Source organism: Amycolatopsis melonis, assembly GCF_040064235.1.
GTDB lineage: Bacteria > Actinomycetota > Actinomycetes > Mycobacteriales > Pseudonocardiaceae > Amycolatopsis > Amycolatopsis melonis.
In genome coordinates this window covers 630,826-654,752 of sequence record NZ_JBDZYD010000002.1, presented here as the reverse complement: position 1 = coordinate 654,752, position 23,927 = coordinate 630,826, and the positions used below count along the sequence as shown (strand labels likewise).

General features: G+C 71.9%; 24 protein-coding genes. 12 read left to right on the top strand and 12 right to left on the bottom strand.

Going from position 1 to position 23,927, the window contains the following annotated elements; all coding sequences use genetic code 11:
- Position 1: 1 nt before the first annotated feature.
- Positions 2-1,396: a dihydrolipoyl dehydrogenase family protein gene (locus tag ABJI51_RS07605; RefSeq protein WP_348948614.1), complete on the bottom strand. Its 1,395-nt coding sequence runs from the start codon at positions 1,394-1,396 to the stop codon at positions 2-4.
- Between the two features lie 100 nt (positions 1,397-1,496).
- Between ABJI51_RS07605 and ABJI51_RS07600 the strand changes: the two genes are divergently transcribed.
- Positions 1,497-2,048 carry an Lsr2 dimerization domain-containing protein gene (locus tag ABJI51_RS07600; RefSeq protein WP_348948724.1) on the top strand — a complete coding sequence of 184 codons (552 nt, stop codon included), beginning with the start codon at positions 1,497-1,499 and terminating at the stop codon, positions 2,046-2,048.
- A 50-nt stretch (positions 2,049-2,098) separates the two neighbouring features.
- Here the strand turns inward: ABJI51_RS07600 and ABJI51_RS07595 are convergent, their stop codons facing one another.
- The 5 genes from ABJI51_RS07595 to ABJI51_RS07575 form a co-directional block, all read right to left on the bottom strand.
- Positions 2,099-2,830: a lipoate--protein ligase family protein gene (locus ABJI51_RS07595; protein ID WP_348948613.1), complete on the bottom strand. Its 732-nt coding sequence runs from the start codon at positions 2,828-2,830 to the stop codon at positions 2,099-2,101.
- Positions 2,827-4,212 (bottom strand): NAD(P)(+) transhydrogenase (Re/Si-specific) subunit beta, encoded by a 1,386-nt coding sequence (locus tag ABJI51_RS07590; RefSeq protein WP_348948611.1) that lies wholly within the window; start codon positions 4,210-4,212, stop codon positions 2,827-2,829. Before ABJI51_RS07590 ends, ABJI51_RS07595 begins: the two co-directional genes overlap by 4 nt.
- Complete coding sequence (locus ABJI51_RS07585; protein WP_348948722.1) at positions 4,209-4,505, bottom strand: NAD(P) transhydrogenase subunit alpha part 2; 297 nt, start codon at positions 4,503-4,505, stop codon at positions 4,209-4,211. The genes ABJI51_RS07590 and ABJI51_RS07585 overlap by 4 nt, the downstream gene beginning before the upstream one ends.
- 5 nt (positions 4,506-4,510) lie before the next feature.
- On the bottom strand, positions 4,511-5,623 hold the full coding sequence (locus ABJI51_RS07580) for a Re/Si-specific NAD(P)(+) transhydrogenase subunit alpha (RefSeq protein WP_348948609.1): 1,113 nt from the start codon (positions 5,621-5,623) through the stop codon (positions 4,511-4,513).
- A gap of 212 nt (positions 5,624-5,835) precedes the next feature.
- Positions 5,836-6,489, bottom strand: a complete 654-nt coding sequence (locus ABJI51_RS07575) for a TetR family transcriptional regulator (protein WP_348948607.1) — start codon at positions 6,487-6,489, stop codon at positions 5,836-5,838.
- Positions 6,490-6,580: 91 nt separating this feature from the next.
- Between ABJI51_RS07575 and ABJI51_RS07570 the strand changes: the two genes are divergently transcribed.
- The 5 genes from ABJI51_RS07570 (at position 6,581) to ABJI51_RS07550 (ending at position 11,398) form a co-directional block, all read left to right on the top strand.
- Positions 6,581-7,648 (top strand): ferredoxin reductase, encoded by a 1,068-nt coding sequence (locus ABJI51_RS07570; RefSeq protein WP_348948605.1) that lies wholly within the window; start codon positions 6,581-6,583, stop codon positions 7,646-7,648.
- An 11-nt stretch (positions 7,649-7,659) separates the two neighbouring features.
- On the top strand, positions 7,660-8,769 hold the full coding sequence (locus ABJI51_RS07565) for a fatty acid desaturase family protein (RefSeq protein ID WP_348948603.1): 1,110 nt from the start codon (positions 7,660-7,662) through the stop codon (positions 8,767-8,769).
- Positions 8,770-8,776: 7 nt separating this feature from the next.
- Positions 8,777-8,977, top strand: a complete 201-nt coding sequence (locus tag ABJI51_RS07560) for a hypothetical protein (RefSeq protein ID WP_348948601.1) — start codon at positions 8,777-8,779, stop codon at positions 8,975-8,977.
- Positions 8,978-9,474: 497 nt separating this feature from the next.
- Entirely contained in the window at positions 9,475-10,743 is a 1,269-nt protein-coding gene (locus ABJI51_RS07555; protein ID WP_348948599.1) for a sensor histidine kinase, read from the top strand.
- A 10-nt stretch (positions 10,744-10,753) separates the two neighbouring features.
- Complete coding sequence (locus tag ABJI51_RS07550) at positions 10,754-11,398, top strand: response regulator transcription factor (RefSeq protein ID WP_348948597.1); 645 nt, start codon at positions 10,754-10,756, stop codon at positions 11,396-11,398.
- Here ABJI51_RS07550 and ABJI51_RS07545 read toward each other — a convergent pair.
- The gene (locus ABJI51_RS07545; RefSeq protein WP_348948595.1) at positions 11,383-12,042 is read right to left on the bottom strand and encodes a TetR/AcrR family transcriptional regulator; all 660 of its coding nucleotides are present in this window, start codon (positions 12,040-12,042) and stop codon (positions 11,383-11,385) included. The two genes, ABJI51_RS07550 and ABJI51_RS07545, sit on opposite strands and share 16 nt — an antisense overlap.
- 34 nt (positions 12,043-12,076) lie before the next feature.
- Between ABJI51_RS07545 and ABJI51_RS07540 the strand changes: the two genes are divergently transcribed.
- Together ABJI51_RS07540 and ABJI51_RS07535 are read left to right on the top strand one after the other, a co-directional pair.
- Positions 12,077-13,297: an MFS transporter gene (locus ABJI51_RS07540; protein ID WP_348948593.1), complete on the top strand. Its 1,221-nt coding sequence runs from the start codon at positions 12,077-12,079 to the stop codon at positions 13,295-13,297.
- 10 nt (positions 13,298-13,307) lie between these two features.
- On the top strand, positions 13,308-13,718 hold the full coding sequence (locus tag ABJI51_RS07535; RefSeq protein WP_348948592.1) for a secondary thiamine-phosphate synthase enzyme YjbQ: 411 nt from the start codon (positions 13,308-13,310) through the stop codon (positions 13,716-13,718).
- Here the strand turns inward: ABJI51_RS07535 and ABJI51_RS07530 are convergent.
- A complete protein-coding gene (locus tag ABJI51_RS07530; protein WP_348948590.1) occupies positions 13,656-14,660 on the bottom strand; it encodes a YhgE/Pip domain-containing protein in 1,005 nt (334 codons plus the stop codon). The two genes, ABJI51_RS07535 and ABJI51_RS07530, sit on opposite strands and share 63 nt — an antisense overlap.
- 104 nt (positions 14,661-14,764) lie before the next feature.
- Between ABJI51_RS07530 and ABJI51_RS07525 the strand changes: the two genes are divergently transcribed.
- A complete protein-coding gene (locus ABJI51_RS07525) occupies positions 14,765-15,460 on the top strand; it encodes an HAD family hydrolase (protein ID WP_348948588.1) in 696 nt (231 codons plus the stop codon).
- Positions 15,461-15,635: 175 nt separating this feature from the next.
- The gene (locus ABJI51_RS07520) at positions 15,636-17,693 is read left to right on the top strand and encodes a bifunctional lysylphosphatidylglycerol flippase/synthetase MprF (protein ID WP_431605585.1); all 2,058 of its coding nucleotides are present in this window, start codon (positions 15,636-15,638) and stop codon (positions 17,691-17,693) included.
- On the opposite strand, the gene ABJI51_RS07515 is transcribed toward ABJI51_RS07520, so the two are convergent.
- Genes ABJI51_RS07515 through ABJI51_RS07505 form a run of 3 tightly spaced genes read right to left on the bottom strand, consistent with a single transcriptional unit; the run spans position 17,671 to position 21,060 of the window.
- On the bottom strand, positions 17,671-18,372 hold the full coding sequence (locus ABJI51_RS07515; protein ID WP_348948585.1) for a hypothetical protein: 702 nt from the start codon (positions 18,370-18,372) through the stop codon (positions 17,671-17,673). The genes ABJI51_RS07520 and ABJI51_RS07515 overlap by 23 nt on opposite strands.
- A gap of 43 nt (positions 18,373-18,415) precedes the next feature.
- Positions 18,416-19,312 carry a DUF8017 domain-containing protein gene (locus ABJI51_RS07510; protein WP_348948583.1) on the bottom strand — a complete coding sequence of 299 codons (897 nt, stop codon included), beginning with the start codon at positions 19,310-19,312 and terminating at the stop codon, positions 18,416-18,418.
- A complete protein-coding gene (locus ABJI51_RS07505) occupies positions 19,312-21,060 on the bottom strand; it encodes a proline--tRNA ligase (RefSeq protein WP_348948581.1) in 1,749 nt (582 codons plus the stop codon). The genes ABJI51_RS07510 and ABJI51_RS07505 overlap by 1 nt, the downstream gene beginning before the upstream one ends.
- A gap of 123 nt (positions 21,061-21,183) precedes the next feature.
- Between ABJI51_RS07505 and ABJI51_RS07500 the strand changes: the two genes are divergently transcribed.
- Positions 21,184-21,537 carry a VOC family protein gene (locus tag ABJI51_RS07500; protein WP_348948579.1) on the top strand — a complete coding sequence of 118 codons (354 nt, stop codon included), beginning with the start codon at positions 21,184-21,186 and terminating at the stop codon, positions 21,535-21,537.
- A 1-nt stretch (position 21,538) separates the two neighbouring features.
- Here ABJI51_RS07500 and ABJI51_RS07495 read toward each other — a convergent pair whose 3' ends face one another.
- Complete coding sequence (locus ABJI51_RS07495) at positions 21,539-22,792, bottom strand: glycosyltransferase 87 family protein (RefSeq protein ID WP_348948577.1); 1,254 nt, start codon at positions 22,790-22,792, stop codon at positions 21,539-21,541.
- A gap of 222 nt (positions 22,793-23,014) precedes the next feature.
- Here ABJI51_RS07495 and ABJI51_RS07490 point away from each other — a divergent pair, with 222 nt between their 5' ends.
- The gene (locus tag ABJI51_RS07490; protein WP_348948576.1) at positions 23,015-23,917 is read left to right on the top strand and encodes a 2-hydroxyacid dehydrogenase; all 903 of its coding nucleotides are present in this window, start codon (positions 23,015-23,017) and stop codon (positions 23,915-23,917) included.
- Positions 23,918-23,927: the final 10 nt, after the last annotated feature.

Genomic DNA, 23,927 nt, shown 5'->3' with positions numbered 1-23,927 from the left:
CTCAGAGCCCATAGGCCTCCAGCAGCCGCAGCCACACCTCGCTGATCGTCGGGAACGACGGCACCGCGTGCCACAGCCGGTCCAGCGGCACCTCCCCGACGATCGCGATCGTCGCCGAGTGCAGCAGTTCCGCGACGTCCTGGCCGGCGAACGTCACCCCGAGCAGCACGTTCCGCTCGGTGTCGACGACCATCCGCGCCTTGCCGGTGTAGCCGTCCGCGTGCAGCGACGAGCCCGCCACCGCGATGTCGATGTCGACGACCCGGTCGGCCGATCCCGGGCGCGCGTCCGCCAGGCCGACGGCCGCCACCTCCGGGTCGGTGAACACCACCTGTGGCACCGCGTGGTGGTCGGCCGTGGCGGTGAACCGGCTCCACGGCGTCGCGGACACCGGCGTGCCCGCCGCCAGCGCCGCCACCGTGTCGCCCGCCGCGCGGGCGCCGTACTTGCCCTGGTGGGTCAGCGGGCCCCGGCCGGTGACGTCGCCTGCCGCGAACAGCCAGCCACCGTCCACTGCGGACACCCGGCCGGTGTCGTCGACCTCCAGGGCCCGGCCAGCTTCGAGCCCGAGCGTCTCCAGGCCGAGCCCGGCGGTCGCGGGACGGCGCCCGGTCGCCACCAGGAACTCGTCGACGACGAGCGTTTCGCCGTCCTTCAAGGTCAGCTCGGTCCCGTCGGTGACGGCGGCGACCCGGGAGACGCCCGACTTCGTGTGCACGGTCACTCCGGCGTCGCGCAGGCCCGCCAGCACCAGGTCGCCGGCGAAGGCGGCGTTGCGCGGCAGCGGACGTTCGCCGGTGATCACCAGGTGGACCTGCGAACCGAGCGTGGCGAACGCCTGCGCCATCTCGACGCCGACCACCCCGCCGCCGAGGACGCCGAGCCGGCCGGGCACCGACGACGCCGACGTCGCTTCCCGCGAACCCCACGGCCGGATCGTGTCGAGGCCAGGGATGTCCGGCATGCTCGGCACGCTGCCGGTGCACACGATCACCGCGTGCCGCGCGGTCAGCACGCGGTCGCCGTTCACCGTCACCTCCCGCTCACCGGTGATCTCGCCGTGCCCGCGCACCGGTTCGATGCCGGCGCCGCGCGCCCAGTCGACCTGTCCCGTGTCGTCGCCCTTGCCGGTGAACCAGTCACGGCGGGCGAAGACCGCGGCGGGGTCGAGCCGGTCACCGACGGGCACCCCCGGGATCCGTTTCGCCGCGGCGAGGAGATTTCCCGGCCGCAGCAACGCCTTGCTCGGGATACAGGCCCAGTAGGAGCACTCGCCGCCGAAGCGTTCGTGCTCGACGAGGGCGACCTTCAGGCCTCCGCGGGCCGCCCGTTCGGCGGCCACCTCCCCCACCGGACCCGCGCCGATCACCACTACGTCAAAAGTCTGTCCAGACATGGCTTCAGCGCACACCACCACGCCGGATCGCGCAAGCCAACGGCTATCCTCGTCAGCAGGCTGCAAGTTATCGGCGGCACCGGGGTGTCGCCGGAACCCGGTGCACGCGAGTTCCACGTTCGAGCACGGGAGGTCTGTCGTGGCCAGAAACACGGCTGTGCAGTTGCTGGATGATCTGACCGGGGAGCCCGCCGGCGAGACCGTCGGGTTCGCGCTGGACGGCATCGACTACGACATCGACCTTTCCTTCGCCAACGCCGACGCGCTGCGTACCCTGCTGCAGCGCTACGCCGACGCCGGGCGCCGCACCGGTGGCCGCAAGCAGCGGCCGCGCATCGTCCCGGGCGCGAAGAAGACGAAGACGGCGAAGCCCGTCGCCGGTCGCCGCGCGGCGGCGGCCACGAAGACCGCGAAGGCTCCCGCCAAGGCTGCGGCGGCGAAGAAGGCTGCGCCGGTGAAGGCGGTCTCGAAGACCGCGACCGCGAAGGCCGCCCCGGCGCCGAAGACCGCCTCCGCCAAGGCGGCTCCGAAGGCCGCGCCCGTGAAGGCCACCACCACGCCGGTCAAAGCGGTTCCGAAGGCCGCCACCACGACCGCCAAGAAGCCGGTGCGCAAGGCCCCACCGGTCACCTTCTCGGCGGCGCAGGCCTGACCGTCCGCGGCCACCGTCCACACCGGACAGTGCGGTGGCCGCGCCGGAGGTCACGCCGCGCGCTGGGCGCCGTCCGCGTGCCAGGAGGGGTAGTGGTAGCGGGTGTGCAGCAACGCCCGCTGCCGCGCCAGTTCCGCCGCGCTCGGCGGGCGCGGCACGAGCGTCCCCAGCAGCTGCGACGCCGCCGCCCGCACCGCCGCCTCGACCGCCGGGAAGCCGGGCCGCAGGCCGTGCTCGGCCAGCGAAGCCACCGGGCTGCGGTGGGAGTCGAGCGGGCGCGGGTCCGGCGGCGCGGCCGTCAGGTAGCGGCCGACCAGCGACGCCGACGTCTCGACCAGCAGCGTCGAGTGGGCCAGCAGCCCGGTCTTGGTGCGGAACACCGCGAAGCCGCACAGCTTCGCGTCGCCGACGAACAGCCCGCGGTCGCCGATGCGCGGCACCAGGCCGAGCTGGTCGACGGCGGCGCTCATCACCTGGCCGAGTGCTTCCAGGGGCCGGTCGGCAGGGCCGGGCAGGACGAGCGTGACGTTCAGATTGCCCGGGTCGTGGAACACGGTCCCGCCGCCGCTGGCCCGCCGCAGCACCGGGACGCCGTCGCGGACGCACTCCTCGACGCGGACCTCGCGCGCGATCCGCTGCCCGCGCCCGACCACGACGCACACCGGGTTGCGCCAGAGCCACAGCACTGGTGACCCGGGCGCAACCCGCAGGAGCGCCTCGTCGAACGCGAGGTTTTCGGCCGGGTCGGTGAACGCCGCACGCACATCCGACCCGGTCGTCATAGCGCTTTGAGTTCCTCCACGATCTCGCCCACCGACGACTTGGCGTCCCCGAAGAGCATGCTGGTCTTCGGATCGTAGAACAGGTCGTTGTCGATGCCGGCGAAGCCGGAGCTCATGCTGCGTTTCAAGACGATCACGGACCGGCTCTCGTTGACCTTGAGGATCGGCATCCCGTAGATCGGCGAGCCGGGGTCGGTCTGCGCCGCCGGGTTCGTGACGTCGTTCGCGCCGATCACCAGCGCGACGTCGGTCTGGGCGAACTCGGAGTTGATCTCGTCCATCTCCTTGAGCTGCTCGTACGGCACGTCGGCCTCGGCGAGCAGCACGTTCATGTGCCCTGGCATCCGGCCGGCCACCGGGTGGATCGCGTAGGCGACCTCGATCCCCTTCTTCTCCAGCAGCTTCGCCATCTCGCGGACGGTGTGCTGTGCCTGCGCCACGGCCATGCCGTAGCCGGGGACCACGACGACCTTGCTCGCATACGCCATCTGGATCGCGGTGTCGGCCGCGCTCGTCGAGCGCACCGGGCGGGCCTCCTTCGCCGCACCCGCCGCGACGGCGGGACCGCCGCCGAAGCCGCCCGCGACGATCGCCGGGATGGACCGGTTCATCGCCTTGGCCATGAGGTTGGTCAGGATCGAGCCGGACGCGCCGACGATCATGCCCGCGACGATCAGCGCCGTGTTGTCCAGCGCCAGGCCCATCGCCGCGGCCGAGAGGCCGGTGAACGCGTTGAGCAGCGAGATCACCACCGGCATGTCCGCGCCGCCGATGGGCAGCACCACGGTGAGGCCGAGGATGCCCGCCGCGACGAGCAGCCCGATCATCAGCAGCCCGTTGCCGTTGCCGGTGATGATGAGCACCGCGCACGCGACCGCGGCCACCAGCAGCAGCGCGTTGACCGGCTGCTGCAGCTTGCCGAGGGTGATCGGGCGTCCGCTGATCAGCTCCTGGAGCTTGCCGAACGCGACGTTCGAGCCCCAGAAGGAGATCGACCCGATGATCGCGGCGAACAGCGACGCGATCGCGATGTACACCGGCTCGTGCGTGTAGCCGCCGGTGGAGCGGAACTCGACCCACGCGATGAGCGCGACCGCGCCGCCGCCGACGCCGTTGAACAGCGCCACCATCTGCGGCATCGCGGTCATCTTGACCTGACGCGCCGACGGGACGCCGACGAGCACGCCGATCCCGACGCCGAGGATGATGAGCAGCCAGTTGCCCATGCCCGGGGTGAGCAGGGTCGCGACCACCGCGATGCCCATGCCTGCCGCGGCGATCCAGTTGCCGCGGACCGCGGTGCGCGGGCCGGTCAGGCCCATCAGGCCGTAGATGAACAGCGCGAAGGCGATGATGTAGAGGATCGCGATGAAGTCGGTCACTTCTCGTCCTCCTCGGCCGGCTTCTTCGCCTTGAACATCGACAGCATCCGGTCGGTGACGAGGAACCCGCCGACGACGTTGATGGTGCCGAAGGCGATGGCGATCACCAGCAGGATCTTGTTGAACACGCCGTCGACGCCGAGGCCGAGCACGACCAGCCCGCCGAGCAGCACGATGCCGTGGATGGCGTTGGTGCCGGACATCAGCGGGGTGTGCAGGGTGTTGGGCACCTTGGAGATGACGGCGAAGCCGACGAACCCGGCGAGCACCAGCACCGCGAGGTTCTGCACCAGAGGACTCACGACGCGCTCCCTTCGCGCCCGGCCACGCAGGCCCCGGCGACGATCTCGTCTTCGAAGTTCAGCTCCAGCGCGCCTTCCTTCGTCACGAGCAGCTCCAGCAGCTCGACGACGTTGCGGGCGTAGAGCTCGCTGGCGTGCGAAGGCATTTCGGCGGGCAGGTTGAGCGGGGCGCAGATGGTGACGTCGTGCTCCACGACGTCCTCGCCGGGCCTGGTCAGCTCGCAGTTGCCGCCGGTTTCGCCGGCGAGGTCGACGACCACCGACCCGGCGGGCATGCCCTTGACGGCGTCCGCGGTGACCAGCGTCGGCGCCTTCCGCCCCGGGACCAGCGCGGTGGTGATCACGACGTCGAACTTCGTGATCGCCTCGGTGAGCCGCCGCTGCTGTTCCTCGCGCTCCTCCGGCGTCAGCTCGCGGGCGTACCCGCCTTCGCCGACGGCCTCGATGCCGAGGTCGAGGAACTGCGCGCCCAGCGACTTGACCTGCTCGCCGACCTCGGGCCGCACGTCGTAGCCGGTGGTCTGCGCGCCGAGCCGTTTCGCGGTGGCCAGTGCCTGCAGGCCGGCGACACCGGCGCCGAGCACGAGCACCTTCGCCGGCGGGACGGTGCCGGCCGCGGTGGTGAGCATCGGGAAGAACCGCGGGAGCTTCTGCGCCGCGAGCAGCACGGCGCGGTAGCCGCCGATGCTGGCCTGCGACGAGAGCGCGTCCATCGCCTGGGCCCGCGAGATCCGGGGGACGGCCTCCATCGCGAAGGCCTTGAGGCCCGCTTCCTCGAGTTTCGCGATCCCGTCCGGGTTGCCGCGGGGATCGAGGAAGCCGACGAGCACGGCGCCCCGGCTGAGCTTCGCGATCTCGCCGGGATCCGGCGGGTTGACCTTCACGACGATCGGCGCGCGCCACGCGTCGCCGAGTTCGGCCCCCGCCTGGGTGTACGCGTCGTCACTCAGATGGGCCCCGGCCCCGGCGCCCGGCTCGACGACGACGCGCAGTCCACCCTGCGCGAGCCTCCCGACCAGCTTGGGCACCATGGCCACCCGCCGCTCGCCGGGGCGTGACTCGGCCACCACACCCACGGTGAGCTGCTGACTCTGTTCGCTGTCCGTCACACGACCTCCTCATCGGCGAGGCAGATCCGAGGGTTGTACCACGCCGGACCGACAGTCCCCAGTGACCTGGGTCGCAAGTCCGCCAGGTTGTGCCGGAAATACGAGTGCCGGGCAGGAACAGTGAGGACTATTCAGACGTCGGCCGGCGCAACCACGCGGCCGAGCGCGCAACTCACGCCACGCAGCGCCGACCTGATCCGAATAGCCATCATTCAGGCGGATTTCCAGTGCGGCACGCCGAGCAGGATCAGGCGCAGCCGTTTTTCCGCCGTTCCGGTGATTTTCGCGTCCTCACCTGGGCGTGCTTCCAGCAGTTCGACAATCGTCGTCAGCATCACGGAAACGATCAAGTCGGCCAGCATGTGCAGGTCTTCGGTGCTCCACTCGCGCAACTTCGGGAACCGGGCGAGGTCGATCGCGAGATCGCCGGAAAACATGCGCAGCTCGGCGCCGATCGCCTGGGCGAGACCGCCGCCGGCGTACCGCTCGCGGGCCAGGAACCGGAAATGGTCCTCGTGTGCACGGACGAACTGGTGCAGCGTGGCCACCGACGCGCTGATCATCCCCTGGTAGGTGTCCGGATCGGTGCGGGCGGAACGGATCATGCCGCGCAGCGTGCGGGTCGCCTCCTCGACGAGGGCGACGCCGAGGTCCTCCATCGAGGCGAAGTGCCGGTAGAAGGCCGTGGGGACGATCCCGGCGCCCTTGGCGACCTCGCGCAGGGAGAGCGTGGCGAACGGGCGGTCGGCCAGCAGCTCCAGTGCGGTGTCCAGCAGCGCCTGGCGCGTGCGCTGCTTGCGCTCCTGACGGCTCACCGGCTCTTCGGACACGTCCATCAGCGTACGGATGTCCACCGCGTTGCTCACGTCACATCCTCGCCTTCCCGCGTTGACAGGTGCTCCACTCCTGCAGTGCACTATTCAGTGTACAGTCGTTCACTGTAACCGAGGAGGACGGATGACGGCGCTCATCCCCCGGCGGGTGCGCGGCCTCGCCTCGCTGGCCGAGGCGCTGCTGACGCCGCACGGGATGGACCGGTACCTGGAGCTCGTCGACCCGATGCTGGTCCGCCGCGAGATCCGCGGGCTGGTCACGGCGGTGCGCAAGCAGACGCCGGACAGCGTCACCCTCACCGTGCGGCCCAGCCGCGCGTGGCCCGGCTTCACCGCAGGCCAGTACGTCCGCCTGCAGGTCGAGATCGACGGCGTCCGGCGCACGCGCTGCTATTCGCCGTGCGGTTCGCAGTACGACGGCGAACTGGAGTTCACCGTCAAGGAACAGGGCCTGGTGTCCGGGCACCTCAACCACGCGATCGGCATCGGCGCGGTGGTCGGACTGTCCACTCCGGACGGCACGTTCACGCTGCCCGCCACCCGGCCGGACCGGGTGCTGCTGATCAGCGGCGGCAGCGGCATCACGCCGGTGCTGGCCATGGCGCGCACCCTGGTCGACGAGGGACACCCCGGCGAGATCGTGTTCCTGCAGTACTCCAACGGCCCGGCCGACGCGTTGTACCGCACCGAGCTGGCCGAACTCGCCGCCCGGCACCCGGGGCTGCGGGTCGTCCACGCATACACCCATTCCAAGGGTGGCGACCTGACCGGGTTCTTCTCGCCGGAGCACCTGGCGCGGGTCGCGCCGTGGCACGGCGACGCGGAGGTGTTCGTCTGCGGCCCGCAGCCGCTGATGACCGCCGTCCGCGAACAACTCGGTGAACGCGTGCACACTGAAGAGTTCACGCCACCGGCGCTGACGTTCGACACCGCGGACGCCGAAGGCCGCGTCCGGTTCCGGCGGAGCGGGCGCGAGTGCGCCAACTCCGGGAAGCCGTTGCTGGAGCAGGCCGAGGAAGCCGGGCTGTCGCCGGAGCACGGCTGCCGGATGGGCATCTGCTTCTCGTGCACGCAGCTCAAGACCGCCGGACGCGTCCGCAACGCCCGCACGGGCGAGATCTCCGGCGAAGAAGACGAAGAAATCCAGCTCTGCATCTCCGTCCCGGTCGGGGACGTCGAGATCGACGCTTAGGGAGAGTTGCCATGACCGGTCTGCAGGACCGCCTGACCCCGGAACAGGTCGAGGAGTTCGGCCGCGAGCTCGACGCGCTGCGGCAGCGCATCGTCGACGACCTGGGCCAGGCCGACGTCGACTACATCCACAGGATCATCAAGACCCAGCGTGGGCTGGAGGTCGCCGGCCGGGCGCTGCTGTTCGCCGGGTTCTTCCCTCCCGCGTGGCTGGCAGGCGTCGGCGCGCTGTCGGTGGCCAAGATCCTGGACAACATGGAGATCGGCCACAACGTCATGCACGGCCAGTACGACTGGACGCGCGACCCGGCGCTGAGCTCGCAGCGCTTCGAGTGGGACACGGTGGCACCGGCGGAGAACTGGCGGCACTCGCACAACTACGTCCACCACACGTACACGAACATCCTCGACAAGGACCGCGACATCGGGTACGGCATCCTGCGGATGGACGACGCCCAGAAGTGGCACCCGTACTACCTCGGCAACCCGGTGTACGCGACGCTGCTGGCGATCTTCTTCCAGTGGGGCGTGATGCTGCACGACCTCGAGGTCGAGAACGTCGTCAAGGGCTCGCGGACCTGGGCCGAGAACGTGCCGGTGCTGCGGCGGATCCTGCGGAAGGCGTCCCGGCAGATCGGCAAGGACTACGTCCTGTTCCCGTTGCTGACCGGCCCGCTGGCCCCGCTGACGTTCCTGGGCAACGCGACGGCGAACCTGACCCGCAACCTGTGGGCGTTCGCAATCATCTTCTGCGGCCACTTCCCGGCGGACGTCGAGAGTTTCTCCGAAGAGGAAACGGCATCGGAGTCCCGCGGCCAGTGGTACCTGCGCCAGATCCTCGGTTCGGCCAACATCTCGGGCGGCCCGCTGTTCCACATCATGAGCGGAAACCTGTCCCACCAGATCGAGCACCACCTGTTCCCGGACATCCCGGCCCGCCGCTACCCGGAAATCGCCGGCGAGGTACGCGCGATCTGCGAGAAGTACGGCCTGCCGTACCACACGGGACCGCTGCGCAGGCAGCTCTGGTCGGTGGCGAAGAAGATCGTGAAGCTGGCCCTCCCGCGGACTTCGCCGTCGCCGGTTACCGTGGAACCCGACCGGCAGCTCCGAGCAGCGTGAGGGTGACATGGTGGGCCAGTTCGAACGAGAGAAGGACACCCTGCAGGTGATCACCGAATCAGCAGCAACCCACGTGGGCAACATCGCGAGCATCATCACCGGAGCGATCCGCGACATCGCCCGCGAGACCGGCGAGTGGCTCACCGACGTGATCGAGATGCGCGAAGCAGCCCAGCGTGCCCGGGAGGACGACCCGGACACGCCCTGAGGCAGGAACCTCCATACCGGTTCCCGGTTCCGGCTCCGGCTCCGGGCTCCGGCTCCCGGCTCCGGGTTCCCGGCTCCCGGTTCCGGACTCCGGCTCCGGGCTCCGGGCTCCGGGCTCCGGGCTCCGATAGGGAGGTTTCCCGGCTTTCGCGAACCGGAATTGTCGGTGCCTGCCGGTAGAGTGGAAGACGGGGGGGGGCGCCCCCGCGGGCCCCGGCTCGTTTCGGACGTGCGGATCCCGGCGAAGCCGCTTCCCGCGACGTGGCTGCGCAATGGCGGCCCGGTGGTGGTGCCGCCACGCGGTGACGTGAATGAGTCATTCACGTCGACCAGGGAGCCGCCCGACAACACCCAGCACGCCCGCCCGACCCAGTCGGAGACGCGCGGCCACGACATCGCGCAGCCCCGCGGCACAGCGACTTTGCCGGGACCCTGCCGGGCCCGGGTCGGGGGAAAACCGGATGGGCACCCCCGCCCCACCCCGGCGAAACTGAACGGGTGACCAGCCTCGACCTCCCCCGCCCCGGCCCGCTGCGCCGGGTGTTCGGCCCCCTGGCCACGCGCGACTTCCGCGCCGAGTACCTCTGGCTGTGGCTCACCGCCCCGCTCACCCTCCTCTCGCTCCTCACCTTCCTCGTCTTCCTCGCCGTCGGCCTCACGCTGACCCCGATCGCGCTCGGTTTCGTCGTGCTCGCCGGCACCGTCCTCCACGTCCGTGGCATGGGCGCCGTGCACCGGCGGCTCGCCAGGGCGCTGCTCGGCACCAGCGTGCCGCCGCCGCGGCGGCCCCGGCTGAAGCCCGGGCTCGGGCACTGGGCCAAGGCGCGCATCGGCGACCCGGCAGGCTGGCGCGCGGCCGGGTACCTCCTCCTGCGGCTGCCGCTCGGCCTCGCCGGGCTGCTCACCGTCGCCGTCGCGACGCTCTACGGCCTCGCCGCGACCACGTTCGCCTTCTTCTGGTTCCCGCTCGGGGAACGGCAGCTGCCGGTCTTCGACATCCGGGCAGGCCACTGGCCGGGCGCGCTCGCCTGGTCGGCGTCGGGGCTGCTGGTGCTCGTCGCGCTGCCGTGGGTGACCCACGCCTTCGCCTCGCTCGACCGGCTACTGGTCGTCGGCCTGCTCGGCGAGCGCGTGCTGTCCGAACGCGTCCGCGACCTGGAGACCAGCCGCGCGAGTGCCGTCGAGGACGCCGCGCTCCGGCTCCGCCGCATCGAACGCGACCTCCACGACGGCGCCCAGGCCCAGCTCGTCGCGCTGGCGATGAAGCTTGGCCTGGCGAAGGACGAGCTGGCGGACGTCGACCTGCCCCAGGTGAAGGCCCTGATCGACGCGGCGCACGCCAACGCGAAGCAGGCGCTGACCGAGCTGCGCGACCTCGCCCGCGGCATCCACCCGGCGGCCCTGGACGCGGGCCTCGACGTCGCCCTCACGACCCTGGTCGCGACCTCGGGGTTCGACGCGCGGGTGACCGTCGACCTGCCGCGCCGGCCGCCGCCGTCGCTGGAGACGATCGCCTACTTCAGCGCCGCCGAGCTGCTCACGAATGCCGCGAAGCACGGCGGCCCGGCGCTGGTCACCGTCGCCGAGGAGCGCGGCTTCCTGCGGCTGGTGGTCCACGACCACGGCACGGGCGGTGCCACGCTCACCCCTGGTGGCGGGCTGGCCGGGGTCGCCGAGCGGCTGCGGACGGTCGACGGCGAGCTGGCGGTCGTGAGCCCGCCGGGCGGTCCGACCGAAGTGACCGCGCGGATCCCGTTGCCCCGCTAGGGTTCCCGGTATGCGGATCGTCATCGCGGAGGACTCCACCATCCTGCGGCAGGGCCTGGCCGAGCTGCTGACCTTCCGCGGCCACGAGGTCGTCGCCGCGGTGAAGGACGCCGACGCGCTGCGGGACGCGGTCGCCGTCCACGCACCCGACGTGTCCATTGTGGACATCCGGATGCCGCCGACGCACACCGACGAGGGGCTGCGGGCGGCGATCGCGCTGCGCCGCGAGCGGCCCGGCTGCGCGATCCTGCTGTTCTCCCAGTACGTCGAGACGAAGTACGCCGCCCAGCTGCTGGCCGACCGCGCGGGCGGCGTCGGCTACCTGCTCAAGGACCGCGTCGCCGAGGTCTCGGACTTCCTCGACGCCCTGCGCCGGGTCGCCGACGGCGAAACCGTGCTCGACCCCGAAGTCGTCAGCCAGCTGTTCTCCGCGACCCGCCAGACCGACGCGCTCGCCGGGCTCACGCCACGCGAACGCGAGGTCCTCGGCCTGATGGCGGAAGGCCGGTCGAACTCCGCGATCGCGGCGAAGCTGTTCCTCTCCCCCGGATCCGTCGAGAAGTACGTGACGTCGATCTTCGGAAAGCTCGGCCTGCCACCGTCCGAAGGGGACAATCGCCGGGTGCTCGCGGTGCTGCGCTACCTCGATTCCTGAGCGAGCAACCCGTCGACCAACGCGCGTAACCCCCGGCCGAAGGTGTCGCGCGCGGCCAGTTCCGGCCAGCGGCCGCCGATCTCGGCCAGCCGGGGGAAGCGGGTCTCGTCCAGGTCCGCGAAGACCGCGTCGCGGTACCGGGGCCGGTCTTCCGCGGCCCGCCGGGCGGCGCGGGCACGGACGAGGATTTCCCCGACCGTGTAGTACCAGATGCTGCGGTAGAGGTCGACGGCCCGCTCGGGCGGGCAGCCGCAGTCGACGGCTCCCGCGACGATGGTCTCGACCATCCACAACGCCGACTCGCCCAGGACGGCGTCCGCGGTGAGCACCTCGGCGGCCTGCGGCCAGGCGGCCAGCGCGTCGTGCATCGCCGTGGCGGCGGCGACGATCCGGTCACGGGGGTCCGGCGGCAGTTCGGGCCGCGGGAGCCGGCCGGCGTAGTGCTCCAGCAGCTGGATCAGCAGGTCGTCCTTGTCGCGCACGTGGTGGTACAGCGTCGTCGCGCCGACGCCGAGTTCCGCGGCCAGCCGCCGGATCGTCAGCTTCTCCGGCCCGTCCCGGTCGAGGAGCGCGCGCGCCGCTTCGAGGATCTGCGCGCGGGACGTCGTCGGCGGCCGTCCCATGCGGCCTGCTGGTCGTGGCATTCCCCCATCATGCCGGTCGTGCTACTTTCGGAACATGTTCGAAAAGTCGATGCGGAGACGTCCGCTCCTCGTGGCGTGCCTGGCGGTCTTCGGCCTGATGGCCGGCCAGCAGATGCTCAACCCGATCCTGCCGCCGCTGGCCCGGCAGTTCGGGTTCAGCGAGCTGGCACTGGGTTCGGTGTGGGCGGTCGGTGGCGCCGGCGTCGTGCTGGCCAGCCCGTTCTGGGGACGGCGGGCCGCGCGCCGGGGCCACCGGCCGGTCCTGCTGCTGTCCCTGACCGGCGCGCTGCTCGCCCTGCTCGCGTTCGCGGTCGTCGCACAGGCCGGGCTGCACGGCGCCCTCGCCGTCCCGGTGCTGTTCACGGCGGTCCTGCTCACCCGCGGCGTCGTGTTCGGCTTCGCCTGGGCCGCGACCCCGGTGACCGTGCAGTCCTACATCGCCGACATGACCTCCGGTCCCGCGGAACGGGTCCGCGGGATGTCGATGTTCGGCGCCGCGCAGGGCCTCGCGCTGGCCGTCGGTCCCGCACTGGGCGGCGTGCTGAGCCTGACCGGAAACCTGCTGGTCCCGGTCTACGCCGCACCGGTCGTGGTGGCCGTGATCGCCGTCGTGATCCTCTTCGCGCTCCCGAAGCCGCCGAAGCGCGCAACCCCGCCTGCCGTGGCGAAGGTCAGCCCGTTCGACAAGCGCCTGTGGCCGTTCCTCACCATCGGCTTCGGCCTGTACCTCGCGCTCGCGATCGTGCTGATGACGATCGGCTTCCTGGTCCAGGACCGGCTGGGCCTCACCGCGGCAGGCACCGGCCGGGTCACCAGCCTGGTCACGCTGGCCGGCGCCGCGATGATCATCGTCGTGCAGGTGGTGGCCGTGCCACGGCTGGGCTGGGCGCCGCGGCGGCTCGTGCGGACCGGTGCCATCGTCATGACGGGCGGGATGCTCGTGGTGGCGTTCGCGTCGACGGGACTGTGGCTCGGCGCCGGCGTCGCGGTGCTCGGCGCCGGGATGGGCTTCGCCACGCCCGGGTTCATGTCCGCACCGACGTTGCTCGCCACCCGCGAAGAGCAGGGAGCGGTCGCGGGGCTGATGGGGTCGAGCAGCGCGCTGGCGTTCATGGGCGGGCCGTTGCTGGGCACCGCGCTGTACGAGATCGCCCCCGCCGTCCCGTACGTCGTCGGCGCGGTTCTGCTGGCAGGCCTGACGGCCTTCGCGTTCGCCGTCACCCGTGAGCCCGCGAAGGTGCCTGCCGCTCCCTAGGCTGGGGGCCATGTACTCCACCGAGATCGAGGTCCGCACCGGCTCCGAAGCCGTCGTCCACGACCTCACCCACGAGGCTGAGGCGTTCCTGCGCGACGCCGACGCGGCCGACGGCCTGCTGCACGTCTGGGTCCCGCACGCCACCGCGGGGCTGGCGATCCTCGAGACCGGCGCCGGCAGCGACGACGACCTGCTGACCGCGCTCGACGCGCTGCTCCCCCGCGACGGCCGCTGGCGGCACCGGCACGGGAGCCCCGGTCACGGCCGTGACCACGTGCTTCCCGCGCTGGTGCCGCCGTACGCGACGATCCCGGTGATCGGCGGTGTCCTGGCCCTGGGCACCTGGCAGTCGATCTGCCTAGTGGACACCAACCTCGACAACCCGGTCCGCAAGGTGCGGTTCAGCCTCCTGCCGGGCTGACCGGCCGGGCCACAGCGCCACCGCCAGTCCCGCGGCCAGCAGGGCGCCGAGCACCCAGAGCCCGGTCGTGACGTCGGGCGCGTCCGGCACGCCCTGCAGCAGGCTGCGCAGGCCTTCGGCGGAGAAGCGGAACGGCGTCCACGACCACAGCAGCGCGCGGTACGCCGGGTTCAGCAGCTCCGGCACCTGCCCGGCGACCGCGGGCGCGACCAGGTACAGCGGGCCGAGCACGGCCATGGCACGCAGGCCGAGCAGGCGCAGCAGCCCGGCCTGCACCGCGGCGAACGCCGTCGCGGCGAGGAACACGAAGCCGAGGACCTCCGCGCTCAGCGGCAGCGTCGAGTCCCACAGCGCGAAGAACCCGGCCACCACCGCCGTGATCAGCACGCCGGCCCCGGCGACCTGCAGGAACCGCGCGCCCGCACCGAGCGTGCGCCCGGCCCGCTTCGCGAGCTGCGTCAGCGCGAGACCCGCGACGAGCGCGCCGATCCACGCGAGCGCGCTCGCGGCCAGCGGCGCCGTCCGGCCCGCGAGGCTCACCGGGTGCAGCACCTCCTGCTTCGGCGGACCGGCCAATGCGGTCGCGGCCGCCGTCAGTGCCTGCTGCGCGACCTGCGTGCCCGCCGGGTTGACCGCACCCGACGTCACGACCGTCGCCGCCGGGCCGGGGGCGAGTTCGAGCACGCCGTAGACCTTCTTGTCTTCCAGCAGCCGCCGCGCTTCGGCCGGGGTGGCGACGGTCCAGCCGAGCTGGCCACCGCCGTGCGCGGCGAGGCGCTGCGCGATCTCCGGTGGCGCCACGACGGCGACCGGGACATGGTCCGGCGCGACGGTCGCCTGCGCCCCGAAGGTGAGGAACCCGAGCACCACGGCCACCAGCGCGCCGGCAACGGCGGCGGCCAGGGCGAGCGCCCCGGCGGGGCGCCGGACGGGACTGGTCATGACGGTCTCCTTTATTCGTCATTTGTTGAATTGATGCCCAAGGTACGACCTCGCCACAGAGAAGTCAACGGCTGTTGAATAAGTCCCCCGGTAGCCTCGGCCACGTGACGGACAAGCGGCTGGTGCTCTGGGACATCGACCACACGCTCGTGGACTTCGCCGAGCTGGGCTCGGCCTGGTACGCGACGGCGTTCACCGCCGCGACCGGGGCGCCCCTGCGCGTGCTCCCGGTGTTCGGCGGCCGGACGGAACTCGCGACGACGACCGAACTGCTCACCGCGAACGGCTTCGAACCTGCGGAAGAAACGATCCAGACACTGTTCAAGGCCCTGGTGGCGGAGTCGGAACGCGCAATGCACCGCTTCCCGGCGGAGGCCCGCGCGCTGCCGGGCGCGGCCGAAGCGCTGGCCGCGTTCGCCGCGCACGGCGGCGTCGTCCAGACGCTGGTCACCGGCAACCTGCCGGAGATCTCGCGGCACAAGCTCGCCGCGTTCGACCTGCTCGAGCACCTCGACCTGGAGATCGGCGGCTACGGCACGCTCTCGGTGCACCGCCCGGACCTGGTGCCGCACGCGGTGGCGCTGGCCGCGGCCAAGCACGGCACGACGTTCGACCCCGGCGCGGTCGTCGTCATCGGAGACACCCCGAACGACGTCCGGGCCGCGCGTGAGCACGGCGCGGTGTCCGTCGCGGTCGCGACCGGGCGCTTCCCGGCCGAAGAACTGCAGGCCGCGGGCGCCCACACCGTACTGCCGGACCTCGCCGACCCCGACGCTCTCCACCGGGCCGTCCTCGGCTGAGCATCCTCCCGGAGAGGGGGTTTTCCCTCAGCCGAAGGGACGACTCCCTTAGGGGAAATCTCGTTCTCCTGCCCGATGTCCCCCGCGGGCCGGACTCGCAAGACTGCTACGCATGACTGAAGCAGCGTCGGTGGCCGGGTCCACCGCAGGGGGACGCATCCGCGGCACGGCCGCGGTGCTCAGGCAGCGACTGCCCTTCACCAGCACGGTCACGCTCGCCATGCTCGCGCTGGCCGTCGCGACCGGAACGCTCTGGCAGGCGGCCGAGGACCACGCGGCCTACCCGTTCGTCGCCTACGGACTGCCGTCGCTGGAGGCGGGCCGGTGGTGGACCATGCTCACCGGCCCGTTCTTCGCCGTCATCCCTTGGTACTACCTCCCGATGGCCGGCAGCTTCGCGCTCTTCGCCGGCTTCGCCGAATGGAAGCTGGGCACGCGGCGCGCGATAGCCGTGACCATCGGCGGCCAGCTCGTCTCGGTGCTCGTGGCGACCCAGTTCCTCGCGCTGTGCCGCAACTCCGGCTGGCTGTGGGCCGAACGGGTCGCGGGCAGCCTCGACGTCGGCTTCTCCGGGGGTGCGCTGGCCGCGGTGGCGGTCGCGAGCGCGACGTTGCGGCCGCCGTGGGCGTTGCGGCTGCGCGCCGGGTTGTGCGTGTACGCCGGTGTCGCGATCGTGTACGTCGGCACGCTGGCCGACCTCGTGCACTTCTTCGCGCTGCTGCTGGCGCTTCCGCTCGGCAAGCGGCTCGTCGGCGCGAAGCGGGCTCCGTCGGCCGGGCCGAACCTGCGCGAGTGGCGGCTGTTCGCCGTCGCCGGCCTGCTGCTGCTCACCGTCGCCGAAGTCGTGATGTTCCTGGTGCCCGGCAACGGCCCGTTCGGCTCCACGGAAGGGGTTTCGCTGTCGGCGCCGGAACTGGGCGTGCTGGTCGTCCTGGTGGTGCCGATGCTCAACGGGCTGCGCAAAGGCGGCCGCGTGGCGTGGCGCTGGGCCGTCGCGCTGTCGGCTTTCGTGACCCTGCAAGGGCTCGCGGTCGCCACGCTCGTCGGGCTGGCCGACGTCTTCGGCGGGGACTACGACACCGAAGGCCTGACGCTGTTCTTCGTGGACAATCTCCTGTGGACGGTCGAGCTGGTCGTCCTGATCGCCGCGCGGCACGCCTTCCGCGTCCCGTCACGGCGGCGGCTGCGGCGGCACGCCCAGGGGCCGGGGCCGGCGCTGGCCCGCACGCTGCTGGGGCGGCACGGCGGCAGCACGCTGTCGTGGATGACGACCTGGCCCCGCAACACCTACTTCGTCCGCGAAGACGGCCGCTCCTATCTCGCCTACCGGCAGCACGCGGGCGTCGCGGTCGCGCTCGGCGACCCGATCGCCCCGGACGGCACCGCGGCGGCCACGGTCACCGAGTTCACCACGATGTGCGAGAACTCCGGCCTGGTGCCGTGCGTGTTCTCGGCGACCGAAGCCACCGTCGCGGCGACGCGTGAGCTGGGCTGGCAGCACGTCCAGGTCGCCGAGGACAACGTGCTCGACCTCGAGGGGCTGGAGTTCCGCGGCAAGGCGTGGCAGGACGTCCGCTCGGCGCTGAACAAGGCCGCCAAGCAGGAGATCGACTTCCGGCTGGTCCGCTTGGCCGACCAGCCGGAACCCATCCTCGCCCAGGTCCGGGCCCTGTCGGAGGAGTGGATGGCGGGCAAGGCCATGCCGGAGATGGGATTCACCCTCGGCGGGCTCGACGAGGCGATGGACCCGGCGACCCGGGTCGGCCTGGCGGTCGACGCCGAGGGCACGGTCCACGGCGTGACGTCGTGGCTGCCGGTCCACACGGGCGCGGGCACCATCGGCGGCTGGACGCTGGACGTCATGCGCCGCAGCGCCCACGGCTTCCGCCCGGTGATGGAGTTCCTCATCGCGTCGGCCTGCCTGGCGTTCCGCGAGGAGGGTGCGCGGTTCGTGTCGCTCTCGGGGGCGCCTCTGGCCCGCAGCTCCGGCTTCCCCGCCCGCCCGGTCGACCGGGTGCTGGAGTCGCTGGGCCGGGTCATGGAGCCGTACTACGGCTTCCGGTCCCTGCACGCGTTCAAGGCGAAGTTCCAGCCGCGGCACGTCCCGCTCTACCTGGCGTTCCGCGACGAAGCCGACCTCCCGCGGATCGGGCTGGCGCTGAGCCGGGCGTATCTGCCGGACGTCCGGCTGCGGGAACTGGCGAAGCTGGTCAGTAGCTCTCGGGCACGCTGATCCGCTGCGGGAACCGGATCTTCCGGCGGCCGACGACGTGCTGGTCCTTCTCGATCAGCCTGCCGTCGGTCAGCCGGAGCCAGTGGCCGTTCCGGGAATCGGTGAAGGCGAGCATCACCCCCGGCGTCAGGCCGGGCCGCAACCACTCTTCCCGGACCGGCATCCGCCACTTCCCGGGCGGCAGGATGGCGTAGAGGTATTCGTCGTCCTCGACGACCGGCCCGCGGTGCAGGGTCGACCCGGTCATCGGCAGGTTCTGCACGAGGTCGAACGACACGACGACGTGGTTGACCGCTTCGGCGTTGGCATTGGCCACGACCATGTAGCCGACGATCTTCGCGGCCTTGTCGACCGGGGTCCGGGGGCCGAGTTCGATCCACGCGGTGACCTTCGCGGCCTGCTCCTGGCGTTCCCGCTGGTCCCGTTGCTGCCGGTCCGCCCGCGCCTGCCGGTTGTCGCGGATGGCGATCCACAGCGCCACGACCACGGCGGCGATGGTCCCGATCCCGCCCACCCACTGCCCGGACGCGGCCCACCAGTCCGGATTCCGCGGCTCGACGAGCCAGCTCCCCGCTTTGGCCAGCAACGGCCCGAACAGAAGCAGCACCCCCGCGACGGCCAGCACCCCGAAAGCCCCCGCCCGGATCCGCCCGAGCCGTCTGTCCGCATCACCACTCATGCGGGCAGCCTGCCGAATTCCGGCGCGCAGCGGAAGCAGTGCTTCAGCGATACGTCGTCGGCGGCGGAGTCGTCGTGCTGCGGTTCGCCGCGGGGACGAACCGGTAGCTCTGCACGATCCGCACCAGATCGTCGCGCACCGAAGGCCCGGCGCGGTCGCTGTCGGCATAGGCCACCACGACCCCGGACGTACCCGAGGTCCCGCCGAACGCCATCGCCGCCACGAGGGCGTGCCGGGCCGCGCACTCCCCCGTCTCGGTCGGGACGACCTCGGCGACCACGATCCGGGCGGGCGCCGTCGTGCCGTCGGCCTTCATGAGCAGCACGTCGGAACCGGCGTCCGCGGTCACCGTGGCGAGCGGCCCGTTGTCGGGGCTGTACGCGCTCACCCCGAGGTCGGTCACCACCTTGCGCGCCGCCGCGCCGGGGTCGGCCAGCGGTTCGGTCGTCACGCCCGCGCCGCCGAGGTTCTCCTTGCCGCAGAAGTCCTCGCCCAGGAACGCGCTCGTGATCAGCCGGAGGCCGGGCACCGCGGCGGTCTTCTCCCAGCCGTGCATGGTGGCCGGCGCGGGCACCCAGCCCGGCGGGACGTCGTAGGCGTAGGAACCGTCCCCGGCCGCGACGGACTGCCAGCCCGTGACCACGGCCGGGACCGCCGCCCGCGGCGACGGCGTCACCACCACCGGCTGCGGCGGCGGCGTCGACGACGCCGGGCGCGACTTGCCGACGCCCAGCGCGTTGAGCACCCCGGCGACCAGCGCGATGAAGACCAGGCCGAACCACGGCGCCCGCCGCCACCTCAGCGGCTTCGGCTTCGGCCGGATGCGCTTCGGCTGAGCGCGCGGCGCGTCCGCGGGCTCGTACCCGCCGAACCCGCGAAGCGCCGCGTTGTCCTCATAGCCCGGCGTTCCGTCTTCGGAGCGCCGGGCGAACCTCCCCATCAGGACCGGACGAGCTTGACCAGGTGCTCGACGACGGCGTCGACCGCGATCTCCTCGCGCTCGCCGGACCGGCGGTCCTTGACCTCGACGACGCCGTTGGCCAGGCCGCGCCCGACCACCAGGATGGTCGGCACGCCGACCAGCTCGGCGTCGGCGAACTTGACACCCGGGGTCGCCTTGCGGTCGTCGAGGATGACCTCGATGCCCGCTGCGTCCAGCTCGGCGGCGATCTTCTCGGCGCCTGCCGCGACCGTCTCGTCCTTGCCCGCGATGACGATGTGCACGTCGAACGGCGAGACCTCGCGCGGCCAGATCAGGCCCAGATCGTCGTGGTTCTGCTCGGCGAGCACGCCGACCAGCCGCGAGACGCCGACGCCGTAGGAGCCCATCGTGATCCGGATCGGCTTGGAGTCGGGGCCGAGCGCGTCCAGCTCGAACGCGTCGGTGTACTTGCGGCCGAGCTGGAAGATGTGCCCGATCTCGATGCCGCGCGCGGCGACCAGGGTGCCCTGGCCGTCCGGCGACGGGTCACCCTCGCGGACCTCGGCGGCCTCGATCGTGCCGTCCGGGGTGAAGTCGCGGCCGCACAGCAGGTCGACGACGTGGTGGTCGACCTTGTCGGCGCCGGTGACCCAGGCGGTGCCGGGGACGATCCGGGGGTCGGCGAGGTAGCGCACGCCGTTGTCCTGCAGCGCCTTCGGGCCGATGTAGCCCTTGACCAGGAACGGGTTCTTCGCGAAGTCGGCCTCGTCGAGCAGCACGACCTCGGCGGGCTCCAGCGACGCTTCGAGGCGCTTCATGTCCACTTCGCGGTCGCCCGGGATCGCGACGCAGACCAGCTCCCACTCGTCCGCGCCCGGCTGCCGCGTCTTGAGCATGACGTTCTTCAGCGTGTCCGCCGCCGTGAACGTGCGGCCCAGGTCGGCCTGGTTCAGGAAGTCGACCAAGGTCTCGATGGTCGGCGTGTTCGGCGTGTGGTGCACCTGCGCCTCGGGGCGGCCCTCGATCGGCTGCGCGGGCGGCGCGGGCGTGACGACGGCTTCGACGTTCGCCGCGTAGCCGGAGTCCGTGCTGCGGACGTAGGTGTCCTCGCCCGTCTCGGCGACGGCGAGGAACTCCTCGGACGCCGAACCGCCCATCGCCCCCGACGTCGCCTTCACGACGACGTACTCGAGGCCGAGCCGGTCGAACAGCTTCACGTAGGCGTCGCGGTGCGCCTGGTAGGAGCGCGCCAGGCCTTCGTCGTCGAGGTCGAAGGAGTAGGAGTCCTTCATGACGAACTCGCGGCCGCGGAGGATGCCGGCGCGGGGACGCGCCTCATCGCGGTACTTCGTCTGGATCTGGTACAGCATGACCGGGTAGTCGCGGTACGAACTGTACTCGCCCTTCACGGTGAGCGCGAACAGCTCCTCGTGCGTCGGGCCGAGCAGGTAGTCGGCGCCCTTGCGGTCCTTCAGGCGGAAGAGGCTGTCGCCGTACTCGGTCCAGCGGCCGGTGGCCTCGTAGGGCTCCTTCGGCAGCAGCGCGGGGAACTGGATCTCCTGCGCGCCGATGGCGTTCATCTCCTCGCGCACCACGTTCTCGATGCGGCGCAGCACGCGCAGGCCCAGCGGCAGCCAGGAGTACCCGCCCGGGGCGACCCGGCGGACGTAGCCGGCACGTACCAGGAGCCGGTGGCTCGGTACCTCGGCGTCCGCCGGATCCTCGCGCAACGTGCGAAGGAACAACGACGAAGTCCTGGTGATCACTGCGGGGCTCCCTGCGCCGGGCGGGTGTGAAAAGTCCCGCTCAGGGTAGTCAATCCCCCCGCCGTGACTCCAACGGGTTACTCGCCGCCCGTTTTTGTCGGTGGTGGCCGCTAGCTTCGCGCCATGGCGATCCACATGGGCATGATCACGATCGACTGCGCCGACCCGCGGAGCCTGGCGCAGTTCTGGACGGCGGCGCTGGGCACGACGGTGGCGCAGGACTACGAGGGCGAGTTCCTCATCCTCACCCCGCCCGTCGGCGGGCTCCCGCTCGCCCTGCAGCGGGTGCCCGAGCCCCGCACGGGCAAGAACCGCGTCCACGTCGACTTCGGCGGCGACGATCGCGAGGCGGAGGTGAAACGGCTGGTGGAGCTGGGCGCGAAGGAGGTGGCCGAGCACCGCGTGCCGGGGCTGGCCTGGACGGTCCTGACCGACCCGGAGGGCAACGAGTTCTGCGTGTCGGCGGGCGAGCACTGAGCTAGGAGGCGCGGCCTCCGGCCGGGACCGGCCGGAGGGCGTCCGCGTCCGGCGGCACGAGGTCGTCCGGCACGGCGGGCCCGGGTGCGCCGGGCCGCAGCAGACGGCGTGGCAGCAGGGCGAAGGCGGCGAGGACGAGGAACCCGACGATCACGTAGCTCTCCCCGAGGACGTGCGTCCACCAGGGCGCGCCCGGCCTGGCCGGGAACCACACGGGCAGCGGGAACACGGCCATCGCCCCGGCCACCACCAGGGCAGGCACGGCCAGGCGCGGAGCGCGTCCCACGCCCACGACCGCGGCCATCAGGAACGGCGCCAGCCACACCCAGTGGTGCGTCCACGACATCGGCGAGCAGAGGGTGCCGAGCGCGGCCGTCGCCAGCCAGGCGAGGACGTCCTGGCGGGCTCGCCGGAACCGGACGACGGCCACCACGGCGAGCCCCGCGGCGGCGACGGCCAGCACCAGCCAGAGCAGCGACGTGCCGGCCGGCAGGCCCAGGCGCGCGACGAAGCCGCGCAGGGACTGGTTGTCCGGCAGCGCGACGTTGCCGACGCGGCCCGGCTCCCACACCGCGTGGGTCCAGTAGAACGCCGAGTCCCGCGGCGCAATCAGCCAGGCCAGGCCGGTGCAGGCGGCGAAGCCGGCGACGGCGACGAGCGCCGGGCGGACCTGCCTGCCGAGCAGGAAGAACACGACGAAGACGAGCGGGGTCAGCTTGATGCCGGCGGCGAGGCCGACGAGCAGGCCGCGAGGCCACCGCGGGTTGCGATGCAGGCAGTCGACGGCGACCAGCCACAGCAGGAACACGTTCACCTGCCCCCAGTAGAGGGTGCCGATGAGCGGGACGAGTTCCAGCGCGCAGACGGTGCCGACGGCGGCGATCAGCGGCCGGTACGGCAGCGCGGGCCGGAGCCGGGCCAGGACGAGCAGAAGGATGTGGAACATCGCCGCCGCCGTGCCCGCGGTGAACAGGAACGCGCCCAGCGGATACCAGGCGAGCACCAGCCCGAGCGGCAGCAGCGAAAACGGCGGGTAGGTGTAGTAGCCGCCGTGGGCCCCGCCGTACAGCAGGGTGTGGTAGAGGTCCTTGCCCTCCAGCCAGGCGACGACGCCGGCGCGGTAGATCCGGGTGTCGGAAAGCGCGGCGAGACCCGAATCGACGGACAACCCGATCCGGATCGCCATTCCGGCGGCCAGTGCGACCAGCAGCCACGGCGCGGCACGGACGAACAAACGGTTTTCGAACGCGGTCACAGGCCCTCCCGACCAACCGCCGGCATTTCGGCGTGCGGCATCGTGGAAGCCACACGCTCGGCATATCGCCCGACCCGGCCGTCCCGTATCACCTTTTCGGATTTCGACGGGATAATCGGAAATAGCGTGGCGGTTTTCCGGAATTCGTGCCGGGCAGTGCACCGGCCACCCGGATTCGCGGCCTGCGCGACCGGCCTGCCGGGCAGCGGGTAGAAAGGCGGCATGAGCGCTCGCGTACTGCTGCCCTGGACCGACATCGAGGTGCCGGAAGGGCTGGAAGCCGCGTACTACGACGGCGTCGGATCCCCACCTGGCGACCTCGGCGAGGTCGAGTTCTACGTGCTGCCCTACGACCGCGGGCCCGAGCCGCCGAAGCTCATCCGGGAGCTGCCGTCCCTGCGCGTCGTCCAGTCGCTGTCGGCCGGGGTCGAGACGATCGTGCCGCTGCTGCCGGAGGGTGTCCAGCTGGCGAACGGGCGTGGCCTGCACGACCTGAGCGTCGCTGAGCACGCGATGGCGCTGATCCACGCGGCACAACGTGACCTGCCGCGCTGGTTCGCGCAGCAGACGCGGGGCGAGTGGGTGCGCGAGCACACGCGCTCACTCGCCGACAGCCGCGTGCTCCTGGTCGGATACGGCTCGATCGGACAGGCCATCGAGCGTCAGCTCGTGGCCGCCGAGGCGGTGGTGACGAGGGTGGCGAGCCGTCCCCGCCCGGACGAGGGCGTGCACGGCGTCGGCGAGCTGCCCGCCCTGCTGCCGGAGGCCGACATCGTGGTCCTGGTCCTGCCGGACACGCCCGCAACACGCGGCCTCCTCGGCGCGGAAGAGCTGGCGGCGCTTCCCGACGACGCGCTGGTGGTGAACGTCGGCCGCGGCACGGCGATCGACACGGAGGCACTGCTCGCCCAGACCCGCACCGGACGGCTGCGTGCGGGCCTCGACGTGACCGACCCCGAGCCCCTCCCGGCGGATCATCCACTGTGGACGGTCCCGGGGGTGGTCATCACCCCGCACGTCGCGGGCGGGTCGGCGTCGTTCTACCCCCGCGCGAAGAAGCTGGCGGCGGAACAGCTGCGGCGGTACGCGAAGGGTGAGGAGCTGCTCAACCTCGTGGAACGCTGACCGGCGGCGG

Bases quoted from the DNA above. Each gene is read 5' to 3' on its own strand.
- ABJI51_RS07595 (WP_348948613.1), bottom strand. From the start codon at position 2,830: ATGACGACCGGGTCGGATGTGCGTGCGGCGTTCACCGACCCGGCCGAA.
- ABJI51_RS07550 (WP_348948597.1), top strand. From the start codon at position 10,754: ATGCGGATCGTCATCGCGGAGGACTCCACCATCCTGCGGCAGGGCCTG.
- ABJI51_RS07500 (WP_348948579.1), top strand. From the start codon at position 21,184: ATGGCGATCCACATGGGCATGATCACGATCGACTGCGCCGACCCGCGG.
- ABJI51_RS07490 (WP_348948576.1), top strand. From the start codon at position 23,015: ATGAGCGCTCGCGTACTGCTGCCCTGGACCGACATCGAGGTGCCGGAA.
- ABJI51_RS07545 (WP_348948595.1), bottom strand. From the start codon at position 12,042: ATGCCACGACCAGCAGGCCGCATGGGACGGCCGCCGACGACGTCCCGC.
- ABJI51_RS07605 (WP_348948614.1), bottom strand. From the start codon at position 1,396: ATGTCTGGACAGACTTTTGACGTAGTGGTGATCGGCGCGGGTCCGGTG.
- ABJI51_RS07565 (WP_348948603.1), top strand. From the start codon at position 7,660: ATGACCGGTCTGCAGGACCGCCTGACCCCGGAACAGGTCGAGGAGTTC.
- ABJI51_RS07540 (WP_348948593.1), top strand. From the start codon at position 12,077: ATGTTCGAAAAGTCGATGCGGAGACGTCCGCTCCTCGTGGCGTGCCTG.
- ABJI51_RS07570 (WP_348948605.1), top strand. From the start codon at position 6,581: ATGACGGCGCTCATCCCCCGGCGGGTGCGCGGCCTCGCCTCGCTGGCC.
- ABJI51_RS07560 (WP_348948601.1), top strand. From the start codon at position 8,777: ATGGTGGGCCAGTTCGAACGAGAGAAGGACACCCTGCAGGTGATCACC.
- ABJI51_RS07530 (WP_348948590.1), bottom strand. From the start codon at position 14,660: ATGACCAGTCCCGTCCGGCGCCCCGCCGGGGCGCTCGCCCTGGCCGCC.
- ABJI51_RS07535 (WP_348948592.1), top strand. From the start codon at position 13,308: ATGTACTCCACCGAGATCGAGGTCCGCACCGGCTCCGAAGCCGTCGTC.
- ABJI51_RS07510 (WP_348948583.1), bottom strand. From the start codon at position 19,312: ATGGGGAGGTTCGCCCGGCGCTCCGAAGACGGAACGCCGGGCTATGAG.
- ABJI51_RS07515 (WP_348948585.1), bottom strand. From the start codon at position 18,372: ATGAGTGGTGATGCGGACAGACGGCTCGGGCGGATCCGGGCGGGGGCT.